Annotated in this window: 14 protein-coding genes; 7 read left to right on the top strand and 7 right to left on the bottom strand. The window is 33.1% G+C overall.

Going from position 1 to position 15329, the window contains the following annotated elements; genetic code table 11:
• Window positions 1-19: 19 nt before the first annotated feature.
• The 5 genes from KA900_RS09780 to KA900_RS09760 all read right to left on the bottom strand — a co-directional run bounded on the left by KA900_RS09780 (window position 20) and on the right by KA900_RS09760 (window position 5180).
• Window positions 20-877, bottom strand: coding sequence for an ABC transporter substrate-binding protein (locus KA900_RS09780; protein ID WP_119488023.1), 858 nt, complete (start codon window positions 875-877; stop codon window positions 20-22).
• 332 nt (window positions 878-1209) lie between these two features.
• Window positions 1210-1461, bottom strand: coding sequence for a hypothetical protein (locus KA900_RS09775; protein ID WP_096811082.1), 252 nt, complete (start codon window positions 1459-1461; stop codon window positions 1210-1212).
• A gap of 363 nt (window positions 1462-1824) precedes the next feature.
• Window positions 1825-2091 (bottom strand): YrhK family protein, encoded by a 267-nt coding sequence (locus tag KA900_RS09770; protein WP_210139514.1) that lies wholly within the window; start codon window positions 2089-2091, stop codon window positions 1825-1827.
• 294 nt (window positions 2092-2385) lie between these two features.
• Window positions 2386-3789, bottom strand: coding sequence for an MDR family MFS transporter (locus KA900_RS09765; protein ID WP_207572961.1), 1404 nt, complete (start codon window positions 3787-3789; stop codon window positions 2386-2388).
• Window positions 3790-4280: 491 nt separating this feature from the next.
• On the bottom strand, window positions 4281-5180 hold the full coding sequence (locus tag KA900_RS09760) for a DUF5996 family protein (RefSeq protein WP_210139512.1): 900 nt from the start codon (window positions 5178-5180) through the stop codon (window positions 4281-4283).
• Window positions 5181-5459: 279 nt separating this feature from the next.
• Here KA900_RS09760 and mbcS point away from each other — a divergent pair, with 279 nt between their 5' ends.
• On the top strand, window positions 5460-7037 hold the full coding sequence (mbcS, locus tag KA900_RS09755) for an acyl-CoA synthetase MbcS (protein WP_115342462.1): 1578 nt from the start codon (window positions 5460-5462) through the stop codon (window positions 7035-7037).
• A gap of 220 nt (window positions 7038-7257) precedes the next feature.
• On the opposite strand, the gene KA900_RS09750 is transcribed toward mbcS, so the two are convergent.
• The gene (locus KA900_RS09750; RefSeq protein WP_207572963.1) at window positions 7258-7512 is read right to left on the bottom strand and encodes a hypothetical protein; all 255 of its coding nucleotides are present in this window, start codon (window positions 7510-7512) and stop codon (window positions 7258-7260) included.
• A gap of 181 nt (window positions 7513-7693) precedes the next feature.
• Entirely contained in the window at window positions 7694-8308 is a 615-nt protein-coding gene (locus tag KA900_RS09745) for a hypothetical protein (RefSeq protein WP_210139510.1), read from the bottom strand.
• A gap of 254 nt (window positions 8309-8562) precedes the next feature.
• On the opposite strand from KA900_RS09745, the gene KA900_RS09740 reads away from it, so the two are divergent.
• The 6 genes from KA900_RS09740 to KA900_RS09715 all read left to right on the top strand — a co-directional run bounded on the left by KA900_RS09740 (window position 8563) and on the right by KA900_RS09715 (window position 15329).
• Window positions 8563-9594, top strand: a complete 1032-nt coding sequence (locus KA900_RS09740) for an efflux RND transporter periplasmic adaptor subunit (protein WP_115342461.1) — start codon at window positions 8563-8565, stop codon at window positions 9592-9594.
• Window positions 9591-10271 carry an ABC transporter ATP-binding protein gene (locus KA900_RS09735; protein WP_115342460.1) on the top strand — a complete coding sequence of 227 codons (681 nt, stop codon included), beginning with the start codon at window positions 9591-9593 and terminating at the stop codon, window positions 10269-10271. Before KA900_RS09740 ends, KA900_RS09735 begins: the two co-directional genes overlap by 4 nt.
• Window positions 10268-11443 carry an ABC transporter permease gene (locus tag KA900_RS09730; protein ID WP_103373503.1) on the top strand — a complete coding sequence of 392 codons (1176 nt, stop codon included), beginning with the start codon at window positions 10268-10270 and terminating at the stop codon, window positions 11441-11443. The genes KA900_RS09735 and KA900_RS09730 overlap by 4 nt, the downstream gene beginning before the upstream one ends.
• Window positions 11444-11909: 466 nt before the next feature.
• A complete protein-coding gene (locus KA900_RS09725; RefSeq protein ID WP_115342459.1) occupies window positions 11910-12755 on the top strand; it encodes an ABC transporter ATP-binding protein in 846 nt (281 codons plus the stop codon).
• Window positions 12752-13378, top strand: coding sequence for an ABC-2 transporter permease (locus KA900_RS09720; RefSeq protein WP_115342458.1), 627 nt, complete (start codon window positions 12752-12754; stop codon window positions 13376-13378). The genes KA900_RS09725 and KA900_RS09720 overlap by 4 nt, the downstream gene beginning before the upstream one ends.
• Window positions 13379-13802: 424 nt before the next feature.
• On the top strand, window positions 13803-15329 hold the full coding sequence (locus tag KA900_RS09715; protein ID WP_242692962.1) for an NADH dehydrogenase subunit 5: 1527 nt from the start codon (window positions 13803-13805) through the stop codon (window positions 15327-15329).

The following is a 15329-nucleotide window of genomic DNA, read 5'->3' as shown; positions in this document are numbered from 1 at the left end:
ACGCCGGTATAAATGCTGATTATTCTTTGAGGTTAGCTAAAGTTTCAATCATATCTTCAGAAGCTACTAAACCACGTAATTTAGCCCATTCATCTCTATTTACAAAATGCACTCTGTTATTTTTTACAGCGTCAAGATCGTCCCATTGATTACTATTTTGTAATTTGTTTAAGTCTTCATCATCATCATTTTCAACCATAACAATTAATCTTTCTGGATTAACATTAGCAAGTTGTTCATATGACATTTCTAAATAATCTGATTCTCTATATGCTGGTAATTTATCAGCAATTTTTTCGTTAAGTGCGTTTTTGAAACCTAATTTATTTAAAAATTCACCCACATATGTTTTATCTGAATGTGCAGTCACACCTTGTTCAGAAATTACAACTGCTAGGGTTTCTTTATTTTTATCTATATCAATTTGATTGTTATAGTTATTTATTAAATCTTTGTGACTATCTAAGCGTTCTTTAGCCTCTTTAGATTTACTAACTGCTGTACCAATACGTTGGAATACTTCTAATGATTCTTGGTAACCAGCGTCAAAGCTTCTAAATAAAATCGTAGGAGCTATCTCGCTTAATTCATTATATATATCGTCATGGCGATCAGCATCTCCGATAATAAGTTGTGGGGCAGCAGAACGAATTGATTCAAAATCTGGATCAACACGTGTACCTACTGAGACATAGTCACCGACTTCTTCTTTTATTGGTGATATTAAATTCGTACTATCATTATCATCAGCAATACCTTTAATGTCTATATCTAAAGCTACTAATGCATCAACGAATGAAAATTCTAAAGCTACTGCTGAATTAATATTTTCTGGTAATTCAGTAGTTCCTACATCATGTTTAAATTCGAAAGTCATCGTATTACCTCCTTTAGGTACTCATAGTATTAATATTCCACGTAGTTATTACATGAAACATAGGCTGTTTTTATTATATAAAAGTAAAAATGGTTTGTTAGCTGAATTATAGTATTAGTCAGTAATAAAGAATGCATTTATTTAGCCGAACTAAAAGACACTTAGATTTATGAAAGCAAACGTCAATTTCTATATTATTTCAATAGAAATTGACGTTTGTACTTTAGGTAAATATATTTATATTCTAAACGCTTAATGTCACACAATGCATGTGATTGATAAATGCTATTTTTGGTTTCAAGCATTTTCGCCAAAGTGTATCATTTTAAAAGTTATGATTCATTAAGTTGCTCGTTGAGAGACACTAGTACAAGATCGTGTAAATTTTTGCGAAATACTGCTTCGTAATGATCTAGAAAGGCGTCAGTCGTTTTTCCCATAAATTCCTCGGCATCTGAAACTTGCTCAGGGACTAAATCATTAAAACGATTTTCAGTTTCTTTAATTGTCAGTTCTGCTGCTTTAGGGACTAATTCGTCATATTTAACCAAAACTTTTTTCATTATATCACCTGATTCTATCATTTTAGATATTCCACTTGTGTGCTTTTTATTTGTTTTGCTGATTTTCAATTTTTATCGAATGTGTCTGGTATTAACTTTTTTCGTTTTCTTATTATTCTTACAGTGTAATAATATACCGTGGGAGTAGCAATAATCCTGCTCACTAAAAATATAACTGTTTTCAGTTTATTTTTAGTTGTTTTAATATTTGATGCGCATCTGCCTGTGGTTTCATTTTTCGTCTTGAAACCATTGTTGAAAATTGGTAATTAAATTTTTCATAAATTTATCTAGCAATGAGTTTCTAATCAATGCCTCCCTATTAGAGTAAATTTAGTAAAGAGTGTATACAGCATTATCTATTTAGCAGAAAACAACTCAAACTTATAAATTTTTATCTTTCTTAACTTTATATATATGGATATCTCTAATAATAGTTATGATAGGTCTAATTAATAATTCAAAGCTACCAATGACAAATAGTACAGTGCCATAGAAAGTAGTGGATTCACTAAAAAATAAAAAACTACCAATGATAAAGCATAAGGCTAACAGGATATCGTTGATTTGATAAAGAAGTTTATAGAAAGCGTCAATTTTTATATCAAAGCCTAGAAATGTAAACTCTAATTCTTTTTTTTGTGTTTTCATCCATGTAGTATCACCTCTAAATGATTGTATAACCCATCCACTAGAAAGCGTAACATAGCAAGATAAAATAAAAACTACTGTTAGTGCAAAATAGACGACTAACAGTAGCAAGTGTAAAACGAAAAATTATGTCAAGAGCTAGTATATAGTTACCCGTTCCTAATTAAAGCAAAACACTTTGGGATAAGGGTGGATGATAACCTTATTATTACTATGAATAAACCCTTGGTGCATTATGTTGCAGAAAAACCTCGTAAACTAAAATGTTTACGAGGTTTTGATAACGATTATGAATTATAATGTACGACGTTTTGGCTTACTGTCATCAGAAAGTTTAAATGATAATAGCAGTGCAATAACTGAAATAATTGTAGCAGTAATGAATGTGATGTTTACACCATGAATCATACCAACCATACCTTCTGAAGGTATTGCTGAAACAGACATCATAGTAATGAAAACTGCTGTACCAATTGCACCAGCCATTTGTCTAAATGTGTTGTTCATCGCTGTACCATGTGCGATCAAATCGTTTGGTAATTGGTTGATTGCTAATGTAGTCATAGGCATCATAACCATAGCGATTGAAACCATTCTGAATGCGTTTGAAGTAGCAAGATACGTAAAGCTTGTATGTTCTGTTAACACTGTAAATGGTAATGTTGAAATAACTAATACAAATAAGCCAATACGAGCGAGCCACTTGCCACCAAATTTATCGAATAGATAACCAGTAATAGGGTTCATCATACCCATAATGATTGCCCCTGGAAGTAATACTAAACCAGATTCTAATGCAGAGAATTCTAACATATTCTGCATGTATAGTGGTAAGATGATGTTCGTTGCGATTAATACGCCGAATACAAACATACTTAGTACAGTACCTAATGTGTAAATACCGTAACTAAACACTCTAAACTCGAGCATTGGTTCTTTTAAATTTAATTGGCGGCGAATAAATATAACGAGTGAAACGACACCAACAATGATAGGTACAATAAATTGAATACTTCCCCAACCTGCTTCACCAACAGAACTGAAACTATATAGTAATCCGCCAAAACCTAGCGTAGATAAGATAACTGAAGCAATATCTAATTTTGGATGCGTTGTTTCTGTAACATTTTTTAATAAGAAAATGGAAGCGATAATAATAACAATCGCGATAGGGAATACTACATAGAAGACACTTCTCCAAGATAGGTGTTCAACTAATATACCAGATAAGGTAGGTCCAATTGCTGGAGCAAATGCGATAACAAGTCCGAATAGACCCATTGCTGTACCGCGTTTTTCTTTAGGGAAAGTTAAAAATAGAATAGTTTGCATAAGCGGCATCATAATACCTGCGCCCGCAGCTTGAAGGACACGTCCAATTAATAGCATTGAAAAATCAATTCCAATAGCACAGAGTAGCGTACCTGCTGCAAAGATACTCATTGCAGTTAAGAATAGTTGCCTCGATGTAAAGCGCTCAATTAAAAATGCAGTGACAGGAATCATAATCCCGTTTACTAACATAAATATAGATTGTAACCATTGAACTGTACTTTCTGATACTTGAAGGTCTTTCATAATGGGTGGCAACGCTGTACCAAGTAAAGTTTGGTTTAAAATAGTTATAAAAGCCCCTGACAATAGAACTATAAACAGAGGGATTCTTTTTTCAATATGGAATGTTCCGGTTTCTGTCAATATACTCACTTCTTTCTTAACAAATTACACATCAAAACATTATATCACTTGTCGTATGTTAAAGCTAAAGGTTGAACTTACTTTTTTAAAATTTATTTATCATTGTGTTTAAATATGCATGTAAGTACATTTGCTTATATTGCAATACAATTCGAATTGGTTATTTAACATCAGTTGGTGTATGTAAAAAGATTATATATAAAGAAGGAAGCGGGAGAGAAACCATATTTTCCAAAATAGTTTCGGGGGGCCGCTCCAGCAAGAATAACTAGAAAAAATACAAGTACTATGCTGATTACCTTCATAAATGACTGCATGGATTAAGACGCATGTATAACTGGCTACCACTTTAAAAGAATAAGTTTTTTAAAATACTGTTATAGATTTATTTTTGAGAAAGTTTGCTGCTATCCAGTGTAATATTTTAAAAGAACATATTACTTTAAGTTTATGTTCCTAAGATGCATCTCATAGTTAAAGTTACTCAGGCGTCACGATTTATCATCTAAGTAATTGGGTTTCATTTTTAAAGGCGTAAATGCATAATCGATATTTGTCCAATTTAAAAAATCTGCAAATTTTAAATAAGATGCTTTGAAAAATTGAGTAATAGTATCAACATGATGGTGATGGGCGTGTTCAAAAATAAACTCCATTAATTGTTTATCGAAGTAACTATTTTCTGGGAAATGATGATCTGCGTTAAACGATTGGTCTGCAAAAGGGTAAGGTAAGACAAAACATGTTGGACTTTCAAACTGTTCATCACCAAACCAGAAACCAAATTCAATCATTTCTTCATCGAAGGCTGCGCGTTCAATGACTTTAGAATCATCTCCAAATGGTGCAGCTTTATCTTTTACAATAATGCATGAAATATCAAAAGTTCCCCAGAATAACCCCGGTTTTGATTTTCTTACTCTTAAGCTGTTAATAAAATTCGCTTCAGCATGATAGGCAAATTTCATTAAATCTAAAGCTTTTTCAGCTATTTTAGGTTCATAGTGATGATGTGTATCGTCTTTTTCAAACGGAATTGGATGAGTTACTTCTTGCGGCAGCGTATTGATTTTTAAGTTAATACCTAATTGGTTTAAAATCGTTTCAATTTGGTTGTAATAAAATTGTACTGTTTTTCCATTTTCTAAATCGATATCATTTATGTGTTGGTCAACTACTATTTCAATTTGATGTTGTAATAAATTAACTTCCAGTGAGAAGGTATGTGTCTTATAACTTAACATACCTGTAGAAAAGCCTTGAACATTTATATTAAGAGTGACGTGAGACCATTGAGGTTCTTGGTAATTTGCTTCTAATTTATATTTCCCCAAAATCTGTGATAATAAGTGTAGTGTATCTTTTTCATTTTCCCAATCTTTAATCTTCATAATGCCGCACCACCTAATAAAGTTTTTGCTATAAATGTCTTACCACAAAATACAAGTATGAAACCAATACGACAAATGCTTAGATGAAGTAAATTAGATTATCATTTGTTATAATGTTAAAATGATTTAGGTATATAAGCTAAGTGGATATGTAATAACTTTTTGTTCTGTTAGAAAGGCATACTCATGTGTTTTTATTTTCAGAATAATCAGAACCGATGTAATTTCATATTACATCGCATATTACAAAATTAATGATCGATTTAAGGAGAGTAACAAATGAATAAAGCAAATCTAATTGCTCCAGAAAAATACAATATAGTTAGTGAAATTGAAAAATATGCAACCAATCCATCGAAAAAAGCAATTATTTTCAGGGATCAAAGTGGTAAAGAAGAAGATACGACATATACCCAACTTATTAATAATGCTAATAAAATTGGACATATGTTTTTAAAATATGGTTTAAAAAAAGGTGACAAATTATTAGTTATGTTGCCACGTGCAATTAAGACATATGAAGTTTATCTAGCAGCATTAAAATTAGGTATTATTATCGTCCCTAGTTCTGAAATGTTGCGCACTAAAGATTTGCAATATCGGATTACGCATGGTGAAGTGAAAGCAATTTTAGCTACCAGTGACAGCGTTGAAGAATTTAAGGATGTTAAAGAATATGAGTCATTACTTAAATTTATTGTTGGTGACAAAGTAGAAAATTGGATAAACGTTGAAGACGAACAAGCTGAAGCTTCAGATGAGCTTACAATTGAAGCAACTTCAAAAGAAGATATTGCTTTATTATCATATACTTCAGGTACTACAGGAAATCCAAAAGCAGTTGTGCACTCTCATGGTTGGGGATACGCGCATTTACAAATGGCGCCTAAACATTGGCTAAGTATTGTAGAAGATGATACGGTCTGGGCAACTGCAGCGCCAGGTTGGCAAAAATGGGTATGGAGCCCATTTTTATCAATTTTAGGATCAGGTGCGACAGCATTTGTCTATAACGGTAAATTTAATGCAGAGACATATCTTGAATTACTAGAAATATACGACATCAATGTATTATGTTGTACACCAACAGAATATCGTTTAATGGCTAAGTCACCCAATCTAACAAATTATAAACTAGCACATTTGCATAGTGCCGTATCTGCAGGTGAACCATTAAATAAAGAAGTTGTTGATAAATTCAAACAAAACTTTAATTTAACAGTTAGAGATGGTTATGGTCAGACAGAAAGCACATTGTTGATCGGATTCTTAAAAGACACTGAAGGACGCCCTGGATCAATGGGTAAAGGCATTCCTGGTAGTTACGTTACAGTTATAGATGATGATGGTAACCCTGCACAACCAAATGAAGTAGGGAATATCGCAGTGCCGTTAGATTTACCTGCTTTGTTTAAAGGTTATTATAAAGATGAAGCACGTACTGCTGAGCCACAAATTGGTGAATACTTTATTACTGGTGATTTAGCGAAATTAGATGAAGATGGTTACTTCTGGTTCGAAGGTAGAAAAGATGACATTATTATCAGTTCTGGTTATACAATTGGGCCGTTTGAAGTTGAAGATTCACTTACAAAACATCCATACGTTAAAGAATGTGCAGTAGTAGCTAGTCCACATGAAATCAGAGGAAATATCGTCAAAGCATTTGTGATCTTGCAAGATCACATTACTGGGGACGAAAGCGTAATCAAAGAATTACAAAATTTTGTTAAACAAGACGTTGCACCTTATAAATACCCAAGAGCAATTGAGTTTGTTGAAGACTTGCCTAAGACCAACTCTGGCAAAATAAGACGTATTGAGCTAAGAGAAGCGGAAAAAGCGAAGTATTTATAATTTAATTCTAGTTTATGAAGGAAACATTTAAGTAGAATAGCAATAGAAAAATCCCGGCATACTGTTTAACAGTGCGTCGGGATTTTTTGTTAATGGTTCATGTCATCAGATGGTTGGATTTATATATTTCGTTATGACGTATATAAAAACTATAACTTTGTTAATATATCGTAAATAAGCATATAAAACGATTAGATAAGTGTCTATTTACCTGGTGCACTTAAATAAAACCTATATTACTTATTAACAAAATGATACCAATTAATGTGAATATGATACCGCGAATCAATTGTTTCTCCCATAGATGTATCACGCCACTCATGACAATCAATAGTGACATAATAATTGAAGCAATTAAGTATACAGTGTCATTAACGATATTAAACATATGTAAAAATAATGTTCCAAAACACAAGATGGTTACAATAACTAAGCTTCTCAAAAGAAACTTGTCTATTTTTGAATTTTTGGCCATAAAGCGTTCCTCCTTAAGCCATTCACAAAATTCTATTTTTAGAATAAGTTTTAAACGAGTTGAATCATTAGTGAATATGCTTATGTAAAATATGTTTAATCGTTATTTTTACATAAGTAAACTTATTAATCAAAAAAGCCTGAAACAACAATGTTTCAGGGTTTTTTGATAGAAATATTCATTATTGGAAACTTGCGCCTATTAAAGCAAAGCCAACTGATACGAGAATGTAAGCAATTGCCCATATCATAGCTGCCTTTTTAGATAGGCGATTTGTTGCAAATAGCATAATACCAAAGACATATGCATCAATAAGTGTTTGTAAATTTAACGCACCTAGCATTTGGTTTCCTTTATCAAAAATGTTTAGGCTTGCAATGTTGTAATCTAACAGTGATAAACCTGCAACCCATTGAATCAATACAACAATTAACCCAACGATGCCAGTGATTAAAGAGAAACTTAACGTTGCAGAAAAGATTGATTTTGCACCTGCATCTGATTTCATTATTTTGGAAATAATTAAAAAGATTACAAATGTAACGCCGATACCTATAATACTACTAAAAGCGCCGCCAACAATGCCCACGATTAATCCGATCATGCCCATATCCATGTCCATGGCTTCTCCATTCGCACCTGCTTCTTGATATATTTCATTATAATCAATTGACATGGCACCGATAGCTGCAGAAAGTGCTGCCACGATAATAGAAAGGATCAGTTTAAGCCCCCATTTAGGGTTTTCGCGTAAATTTGAAAAGTGTTGTAAAAATGGTAAATTAGAATTCTCCATCTGTCCCTTGCCCCCTATATGTATTGTTTCCAAATCATAACATTACCTACAATATTTTCAAACAGTTTTAAGAAAAAAATTAAATAAAATTAAAAATAATAAATTAACTTAGATTCACATTTTAACATTACAATATTTTTAGATTTATATTTTTAAATAAATATTGTGTAGAAAATCATGTTATGCATTATATTTTTTATTGTGTGTTTGTGATAGTATCTAAAATGAATATATTTTAAAGGAGTGTTTACTAATTGAAGAAAAAGTGGACGTGGGCCATCGCCGTTATTGTAATTATTTTATTAATTGCAATTGCACTTATTTTAAGACAAGCAAACAACAGTTCGAAAGATAATAATGGCTATGATACATATAAGGTAGAAAAAGAGAGCCCACTCAATTTAGAAGGTAAGGCGTCACCTAAATCAGTAAAAACATACAATAACAACAGTCAATTAGGTACATATGTAAGTACACAAGTTGATGACGGTCAATCAGTTAAAGAAGGCGATCCGCTTATCAATTATGAAATTAATAATAATAAGCGCCAACAATTAATTGATAAAGTGGATAGCGCTAAAAATGAAAATGAGAGAGCGGAAGCGCAGCAACAACTAAATCAATATGATCGTCAAGTTAATGATAGTATCTATGCTGCATTTGATGGCAAAATAGATATTAAAAATACGGATCACGTCTCAGATGGCGAACCTATTTTGCAACTTGTTGGAGATGAACCACAAATTAAAGCAACAGTGACTGAGTTTGATCTTGGGAAAATTAAAGAAGGCGATCAAGTAGACGTCAAAGTAACAAGTACTGGTAAAAAAGGCAAAGGTGAAATACAGAAAATTTCAGAATTACCTAAAAGTTATGAAGAACGCTTGAATAAAGGTGGTAGCGGCGCAGTAGCTACTGATTCAAGTAGTGAAGAAGGCGGCGGTACGCAAGCTTCAAACCCAGTTTCGGACCCAAGTAGTGGCGAAGACTCAGACACATCAAAATATACCATCGTTATTGATAATATCGATATTCCCGTACGTGCTGGCTATTCAACAGATGTCGAAGTACCATTAGATGCGATTAAATTACCAAAATCAGTATTAACGAAAGATAATAATGTATTTGTAGTAGGTAAGGGTAATAAAGTAGAAAAACGAGACATTAAAATTGATAAAGTTAATGGGGAAATTTTCGTGAAAGAAGGTCTGAAAACCGGCGATAAACTGGTTAAAAACCCTAAAAAATCTATGAATGATGGAGACAAAGTTGAGGTGTCATCATGATAGAACTTGTAGATGTCAATAGACATTTTCAAAATGGCGATGAGACAAACCATATTTTGAAAGACATTAATATTAGCATTCAAGAAGGTGAATTTATAGCCATTATGGGGCCTTCAGGATCAGGTAAAAGTACATTAATCAATATATTAGGTTTTATTGATCGAGGTTATGAAGGCGATTATTTATTTAAAGGTGAAAATTATAAAGAAAGTTCAGACAATGAATTAGCAGAAATCAGAAACAAGACGGTTGGGTTTGTGTTCCAAAACTTTAAATTAATTCAAAATAATACTGTTTTAGAAAACGTTAATATTCCTCTAGTTTATGCAGGACTTGGAGCACAAGCGCGTAAAACTAAAGTATCCAATACATTACATGATGTTGGGCTATACAATAAAGAAAATTTAGCGCCTAATCAATTGTCTGGAGGACAACAACAACGTGTGGCGATTGCACGTGCGATTATTAATAACCCTAAATTTATTATTGCTGACGAACCAACTGGCGCACTGGATTCAAAAACCTCAAAAGACATCATTGAATTGTTTATGGCATTAAATAAAGAGCATAATACGACGATGATTCTCGTGACGCATGACCGTAAAGTGGCAGACAAGGCAGATCGTATCATTCATATCCTCGATGGTCGTGTCCAAAGAGAAGAGGTGGTTGAATGAAGAACTTATCAAATATCATCGCTATTTCATTCAAATCCATTTTAAAAAATAAACGGCGTAATATCTTCACGATGATTGGCATTATTATCGGTATTGCTGCAGTTATCACAATTATGTCGCTAGGTAACGGATTTAAACAAACGGCCTCAGAACAATTTGAAGATACTGGCGCAGGTAAAGATTCAGCAACAGTGAATTATATGAAAAGTGATGGCGAAGGCGCAAAGGAAAATCCATTTAGTCAGCAAGATATAGATATTGCTAAACAAGTTAACGGTGTTACCGATGCAAAAATTAAAGAGACCGAAGACCAAGGTTATTCAGCTAAGATGACTAACGCGCAGAAAAAAGGCGATATTAGTATTTTAAAGAAAAAAGAAATGACGCGTCCTGAAAAAGGTGACGGTTTTAATGAAGATGATAATGAATTAAATAAAAAAGTCGTCACTGTGGATGATAAAATTGCTAAAGATGTGTTCAATAATGAGCCAATTGGTAAGACATTATATATTGACGATCAAGGTTTTAAAGTAGTAGGTATTGTAAATGATGCGATGAACCCATCAGCTGTAAATATGCCTGCCAACACATTTGACAGATATATGGGCTATTTAACACAAGATTACCCATCACTTCAATTATCATTGACAGATGACGCCGATAAAAAAGAAGTTGCAGATAAAGTGGCTAAAGCTTTGAATAAAAAAGGTTCAGGCGCAGGTGAAGGTAGTTATACTTATACAGATATGGAAGCGTTTATGAAAAATATCAACAAAGTATTTGATGGTATTACTTACTTTGTGGCTGCTGTTGCGGGTATTTCATTATTTATCGCTGGCATAGGTGTAATGAATGTAATGTATATCTCTGTAACTGAACGTACGGAAGAAATTGCCATTCGACGTGCTTTTGGTGCAAAAGGACGAGATATTGAAATTCAATTCTTGGTGGAAAGCGTTGTGTTATGTGTCATTGGCGGTATTATTGGTCTAATCATAGGAATACTTGTCGCAAGTCTTGTAGATGCTGTAACACCAGAATATATTAAGAGTGCGGTCAGTCTAAGCTCGGTTCTTATTGCAGTAGGTGTTTCAACGTTGATAGGCATTGTGTTTGGTTGGATTCCGGCACGTTCAGCGTCTAAGAAAGAATTGATTGATATTATTAAATAGTTACAGGAATAACTCGAAACTGAACCATACCTATATCAATGTCTCAGTTTCGAAGATGACGCTGATAGTAGGCGCCAGGTTGAAAGGTAGTCTTATATCAAACATTTGTAGAATGACTAAAGTGCTATAGATCGATAGGTTTTAGTTCATTTAATCGGCTAGTCGTAGTAGTTCTGCAAGTGCCATAGCGTTTGTGTTTGCTTCTTAGTTATTGAAGTATCGACGGGGTAATGCAATCTTATTAGTAATATAAGACGACTATCCCGTCTTTTTCTTTGTTTCACTAAATTTACGTTTGAATACACATGCAAGTTATACTTTATTAATACTTAAATCAATTTTTAATCGATTTTTTATAAAAATGTATTGTTTGTTTTAATGGATTATATTATGTTTAATTTATAAGTTGTTTAATGTTAAACCATTTATATTGTTTTAAATGATAAAAAAAGATAAGGGGATAACAATGACATATTTGCTAAATGTACAAAATTTAAGTAAAAGTTATGCTGATTCTGATTTTAATCTTAATCAAATTAATTTAACGATTGAACCTCACACAGTGGTTGGGCTTATTGGAAAAAATGGTTCTGGTAAATCAACGCTAATCAATACATTAGTTGGAAACCGGTTTGCAGATTCAGGTGAAATTCAATTTTTTGATGAATCTATAACGAACCGTGAATATACATATAAAGAACATATGGGTGTCGTGTTTGATGACCTTCGTCTTCCAAATAAACTGAATGCTAAAGAAATTAGCAAAGTATTTGCCAACATTTACCGTACTTGGGATGAAAAGCACTTTTTTGATATGCTTGAAAATTTTGGATTACCTAAAGAACGTCAAGTTAAGACATTCTCACGTGGAATGAGCATGAAAATATCGCTATCGATTGCATTGTCACATGATAGTAAACTTTTAATTTTAGATGAAGCAACGGCAGGGATGGATGTTTCAGGGCGCGAAGAAGTATTAGAAATACTTGAAGACTTCATAGATAAAGGTAATGGGATTCTTATTTCTTCACATATTTCAGAAGATATAGAAACACTTGCTGATAAATTAATATTTATGAAAAATGGTCGCATTTTATTGCAAGAACAAAAAGAAACGTTATTAAACGATTATGGCATTGTTACTTTTGAAGAGGGGCAATTTGATGTAAATCAAAGTGCTGTTATAGCTTATCGTATACATAAAGGCTCAGGTAAAGCACTGATCAATAACAAAGATGAAATAGATATAGCACAATCTATAGAACAAATTGATGACGCGACGAAAATATTAATGAGAGGAGAGTTAGTATGAAAGGTTACTTAATGAGTTATTATTTTACGAATAAAAAATCCATTTATACATATTTGTTATTAAGTATTCCAATTTGTTTATTTTTCTCATTTTCCAATCCATTAATCGCTAGTTTTATGCCTATGATCTTTTTAGTTTCTCCAGCAACAGATAATTTAAAGGATGAAAAGGATTCAAAATGGATGTATTTTGTGTCAACGTTACCTTATAGTCGAAATACTTATGTGGCAAGTCACTTTGCTTTTTACAGTATATTGGCACTCACGGGTATGATCGTGTCCCTTGTAATCAATGCTATTGTGGCAGATAGTATCGTTACAGGCATTAATTCTGCAATGCTGGGCATTGGATTTATTGCATTATATTCACTTATTTTCCCGTTTACTTTTAAAATAGGTGCTGAGAAATCTAATGTAATCTTTATGATTGTTTCTATTATAGTAGTGATTGTATTTTTCGTTTACTATTTTGGCTTATTAGCCTTATTCTCTGGTTCAGGGGATATGATAAGTGAAGTCAGTAAAAATCTTTGGTATGGTGGCACATTTGCAGTGTTCGGTTTAATCGTTATGTTGCTTTCGTTTATTACTTCTAAACATGTGTTTAAACATAAAGCATTGTAAAACAACGTAGTAACATGTAGTCTTTCTTGACAAACACGAATAATCGTTATATCTTATTAATATTGAAAACTAAAATGTTAGGCATATTATTCTCTGTTTTCTACGTAAATCATGCTTTAGCAAGTTGCTAATTGAACTGTATTGGTAAATTGAAAAAGTGTATGAATATCAGTGGAAATTAAGAATTGTACGTCTCACAGTACGACATTAAAAAATGAACTTCAACATAAATAAATATTTAATAGGTAGCAGCGCAAAACACAAAATGATGTGAGTTGTAATGAAGCCGACAATAATAATGAATCAATATCGATTTGTTATTAATTGTCGGCTTTTTCTATGGAAAATGTAAATCTCAACGATTATGCAAATGGACATTTTGCGCTGATGTAAATTTAGAAGTTGTATTAAAGGAGGTAGCGTGATGATCGTAATTAATACGAATGCATTGTTAGCATTGCTATTTATAACATTAATTGTTTCTATTTTGAGTAGTCTCTTTTTCTTAATCAAAAAAATCACACCTAAATATGCACGTATACATATTTATTTTGTAGCATTACCAGCTTTAGTTGCATGTTTAGGTCTTATTTTTTCGCAGAAAAATGTAGAAGTAGGTGTATGGCGTTCGGATGTATTGTCATGGTTAATGGCAGGCTTTGTTTTAGTCATCGGTTTGGTTATTCAACGCTATTGTATTCGCTATTTGGCAGGAGATAAAAGTTATAAAAAATATTTCACTTTATTTACTTTTACGACTACTTTTGCGGCATTAGCTTGGTTGACTGCAGACATGAGAATCATGGTAGTTTGTTGGGGAATCACATTATTAGGGCTTACGCTATTAATTAGATTGACAAATGCATGGCAAGTGACACGCATTGCAGCTAAGGTGACAGCAAAATTATTTTTATTAAGCTGGGTAGCGTTACTTTTAGGAGTATTATGGATTGGTATATTGACAGGGGAATGGCATTATTCTACTGCGCTAGATGAGACACATTTATCTATTATAAGCAGCTGGGGTCAATTCGGCGTTAATTTACTCATTGTTTTAGCAGTTATGATTCCAGCGGCGCAATGGCCTTTCCAACGTTGGCTAATCGAGTCAGTAGCCGCACCGACGCCAGTTTCTGCTATTATGCATGCTGGTATCGTTAACGCTGGGGGTATCATGTTAACAAAATTTTCACCAATCTTTAGCGGCGATATAGCAGCTATTATTTTATTGTTTTTTGCAAGTGTTTCGGTATTGTTAGGTGCAGGTATAAGCTTAATACATGTGGATTATAAGCGTTTACTAGTAGGATCAACGATTGGCCAAATGGGTTTTATGCTTATCCAATGTGCTCTGGGGGCATATGTTCCAGCTATTATTCATTTAATTTTACATGGTTTATTCAAAGCTACATTATTCCTTCGTTCTGGATCAGCGGTACGCCATTTTAGTGTGCCAAGTCGTGCAAATGAAAGAATGTCTTATGTATGGATTGTAAGTGGGCGTATTTTAGCAATCGTTATTGGATTAGGCTTTTGGTTAAGCGCGCCAGAAGAAGGTTACCGCCTTGTGAGTGGCCTTATCTTAGCTTGGTCGTTATCTGTATCGTGGACGCAGTTAGTTGCGTTTGGAGAAGGTCGTTTAGGGCGTGTTGTCGGTTTGACAGTATTAATTGTTGTCGGTGGTGTATACTTCTTAGTCCATCATTATTTTGCTGATGCATTATATACAATGACATTGCATAGTGCGCAACCTCCTACAATTATCGTGATTCTTGTAGCGCTTATTTTATTGTTAGGTAGTTTAATTAGTACATGGGTGGCACACAATCGTTCTACTGTAGCATTTTCAATTTTATATATGTGGATTGTGCGTTTAGGTGATGCAAAAGCTGAAACAGTTGAACGTCATCCTAATTATCTTAAGACTTATTTATCAAAAGGAGGCCGCTAA

Origin of the sequence: Staphylococcus sp. GDY8P120P (assembly GCF_017892065.1) — a bacterium.
GTDB classification, from domain to species: Bacteria; Bacillota; Bacilli; order Staphylococcales; family Staphylococcaceae; genus Staphylococcus; species Staphylococcus nepalensis.
This window is presented reverse-complemented; position numbering and strand designations above follow the sequence as displayed.